General features: G+C 23.5%; 2 protein-coding genes. Both read left to right on the top strand.

Going from position 1 to position 3152, the window contains the following annotated elements:
• Positions 1-280: 280 nt before the first annotated feature.
• The gene (locus tag VAMP_RS04890; RefSeq protein ID WP_213349830.1) at positions 281-1651 is read left to right on the top strand and encodes a glycosyltransferase family protein; all 1371 of its coding nucleotides are present in this window, start codon (positions 281-283) and stop codon (positions 1649-1651) included.
• A gap of 17 nt (positions 1652-1668) precedes the next feature.
• Positions 1669-3111 (top strand): hypothetical protein, encoded by a 1443-nt coding sequence (locus tag VAMP_RS04885; protein WP_213349829.1) that lies wholly within the window; start codon positions 1669-1671, stop codon positions 3109-3111.
• The last annotated feature ends 41 nt before the right edge of the window (positions 3112-3152 follow it).

Raw genomic sequence — 3152 nt, 5'->3', positions numbered from 1 at the left:
AAAAAAAATAAATCAGTAACAAAAAAAACCAAAAAAAAAAAATCCGTTACGACAAAAGAAAAAAAAACAAACAAATACAATCGAAAGGGGAGTGAAAATAACCAAAAAAAAATTATTGATAATGAATTTAATTTAGATGGTGATTTTATGAAAAAAAGTGAAGATTAAAATCTAAAAAAAAAGTAGAAATTTGTTGGTTTTTTATAAAAAACCTTTTTATTTTTATTTATTTTATACTATATTTACATAAAAATAAATAAAAATAAATTTTCGTAAAAAAATGGATAAAAAAATTAGAATATTATTTTATAATATTGATAGTGCTGGAGTTAATTATTTTAGAACACAAACACCCGCAATACAATTAGAAAAAAGTTTTTCAGATGATTTTTATGTTGAAATTACATCAAATATAGATTTTAATAAATCCGAAACAATGGATTATTTAAAATCATTTGATATTATACACTATCATAGACAATTAATATCTGATTTGACTAAAATGAGAATTCTTGCAAAAGAGTTAAAAGATTCTGGTGTAATTTTAATAATGGATATTGATGATTATTGGAAATTACATGATAAACATCCATTTTATAGCACTGCAATGCAAAAAAATTTACATGTCCCAATCTTGGAAAACTTAAAAATTGCTGATTATGTTACAACAACAACAGAATTATTTAGAGATAAAATAAAAAATGTCACAAAAAAGGATAATGTATTTGTTTTTCAAAATTCAATCAATCCTGAATGGATGAAGCAATTTCAGAATAATTGGAAACCCGATCCGGATGGTAAAGTAAGGATTATTTATATGGCAGGATCATCGCATTGGGTCGATGTTCAGCAATTATATGGTGTAGTAAATGCATTATCAAATGATTCTGAAGTGAGAGATAAATTTAAAATAATTATTGCTGGTTGGGATACTGAAGGAAAAACTACTGAAATTAAGTTTAATGAAGAATTTTCGACTGACTTGAAAAAAATCAACATGTGGACGCATGATGTTGTAAATATTATTAATCGTACAAGGGGTGATGTTGATGCGATTCCTAATTTACCTGATGAAATAAAAAACAAGTATAGGAATAATGTATTTACTGAAAATAAAAGAGATATTTTATCAACAGAAAGTATATATTTTGAATATGAAAAAATATTAACAAATAATCATGATATTATAAAAAATCCTGATTATTTAGATTGGTTGATGAATTTTGAAAGAGATGTTAAATATGATAATGAGGAAAATTTTGCTAGACGTTGGACTCAAAAAGCAAATCAATATGCTAATGTTTTAAATGAAACAGATATTGTTATAGCACCACTTGCTAATAATGAATTTAATTTAGCAAAATCTAATTTAAAACAAGTCGAGTGTTGGACACGTAAACTACCAATAGTTTGTTCAGACATTCCACCATATAATGTTGATGGTAAGCATATGGTAAATTGTATGTTAGTTCCATCAGTAAAAAATGCACATAAATATTGGAAAAAATATCTAAAAAAACTTATATTAGATTCTGATTTAAGGAAAAAATTAGGTCAGCAATTATATAATGATTTTAAAGAAAAATATAATTTGGAACATGTTACAAAAAAACGATCAAATTTCTATAAAGAAGTTATTATAAAAAAATAAGAGGAAGTGATAATATTATGAAAAGATTCTTTAAAAAACTAATACTTTGGATATATATTAAACTACATAGTATTTTAATTCATATTAGTATTGCTTTACATAGAACAGAAATTGATATATTAAAAGCAAATCCAACAATAGGTGGTGAATCCGGCAAAAAAATTCAAAGACATAGACATCAAAATCAAATACTTGAAAAATTTTATGCCGGACAACGTGATGAAAAATATGTAAAAAATTATTATGAACTCTTAAAAAAAGCAGATAAATTTAAACGAGAATCAAATTCTCGCAAATATGAAATTGCTGCTTGGAAACATACTGGTGGTTTTTATGGTAAAGCAGATGAAAATAATCGTAAATACGAACATTTTGGTTTTTTTGATGATAAACATAAACATGCTGGTAAGACGATAAAAGAAGTAATGGAGGAAGAATATAAAGAACGTAGGTTAGATGATGATGGATATGAGATTCTTTATATCTTTAATAATAAACCAATCGAGGTTGGTTTAAGCAAAGCATTTGAAACAACAAAAAAAACGGGTAAAAAAAAGGTTATTGTTAATAATCACAGTGATGAGAATATTGAGATTGAAGAGTTAGAAGTTTTGGATTTGTTAAATAAATCAAAACAATTTAAATTTCCAATGACAGTTAGTCGTAAAAATGAGAATGTTGTAAATAAAATTGAACAATTGAGTGAATTTTTACACGTAAAAAAAATTGGATTTGAACATAGAATTCTGGAATTTTTTATACCTTTGAAATTTAAAACAAATAAAATTGATTCAGATAGTAGTATATTTAAAGAAATTATTAATATTGAACAAATTCACATAAAAGATGAATATGGTGAATTAAAATCTTTTGGATTGTTAAAATATGAGAAAAGAATTAAACATAAAACATATGAAGTATTGAAATTTCAAGGAATTGAAATGGAAAAATTAGGTAATTATTGAAATAATGATATTATGAGTGATTTTTTAAATAAATTAAAAGAAGCTGTTGATAAAGGTGAATTTAATTCAAGTGCAGCAAATAAAATTAATGAAATTAATAAATTAGTTGAAAAAAAAACAAAAGAAATTGAGAATAATGGAAAGGGTGATATTCAATATGCTAATTTATTAACTGATGAATTAAAAAAAAGAACTGAACAATATATTGATAGTGTGGGAAGAAAAGTGGGTAGTGAAGATGAAATGAAAGAATCCAATACTGAATATGAAAAAAAAATGGGTGAATTTAAAAAAATAGATTTTATTAATAAAGAGTTATCCATATTAATAGATATGGATGATGTAATATTAGAAAATATTAAAGAAATGATGAAACATGTTAATGAATTAGTATATGTTTTAGAAAAAGAATTTAATGAAAAAGGTGAAAATTTTATAATGATTACAGAAAAAATTGAGAATTTAAAATCTAAATACAATTCAATTATTAATTAAAATTATTTATCACAACAATCTATAATATCTCAAATCAATTT

This window comes from Candidatus Vampirococcus lugosii, from assembly GCF_018420025.1.
In the GTDB taxonomy this organism is placed as follows: Bacteria; Patescibacteriota; Gracilibacteria; order Absconditabacterales; family Absconditicoccaceae; genus Vampirococcus; species Vampirococcus lugosii.
Note: the sequence above shows the minus strand (reverse complement) of the source record. Positions and strands in the feature narration are given on the sequence as shown.